1 pseudogene is annotated in these 436 nt (G+C 43.8%); it reads left to right on the top strand.

Features of this window, described 5'->3' with window-relative positions:
* Positions 1-33: 33 nt before the first annotated feature.
* A pseudogene (locus C6366_RS21160) lies at positions 34-436 on the top strand (GMP synthase (glutamine-hydrolyzing)); the annotation flags it as partial.

Genomic DNA, 436 nt, shown 5'->3' on the forward strand with positions numbered 1-436 from the left:
GATTTATACTTCAAACTCTTTAAGTACATATAAATGCAGAACAAAATCATTATTCTTGACTTTGGTTCTCAGTATACCCAGCTTATAGCGCGCAGGGTTCGGGAATTAAATGTGTATTGCGAAATCCATCCATTTAACCATGCCCCTGAATTGGACAATAGTGTTAAAGGTGTAATTCTATCCGGAAGCCCCAGCAGTGTGCGTGACGAGAATGCTCCCGTACCCAATCTGACCAACATCATCGGACAGCTGCCTGTTTTGGGCATTTGCTATGGCGCACAATATCTTGCCCAAAGCAATGGCGGACTTGTTGAGGCATCCAATTCCCGAGAGTATGGACGTGCAAATTTGGAGTATATCAATTCTGAAAATCCTCTGTTTGCTGAAGTTGAAGCCGGAAGTCAGGTCTGGATGTCGCATGGAGATACCATTATGG

Source organism: Desulfonatronum sp. SC1, assembly GCF_003046795.1.
GTDB lineage: Bacteria > Desulfobacterota > Desulfovibrionia > Desulfovibrionales > Desulfonatronaceae > Desulfonatronum.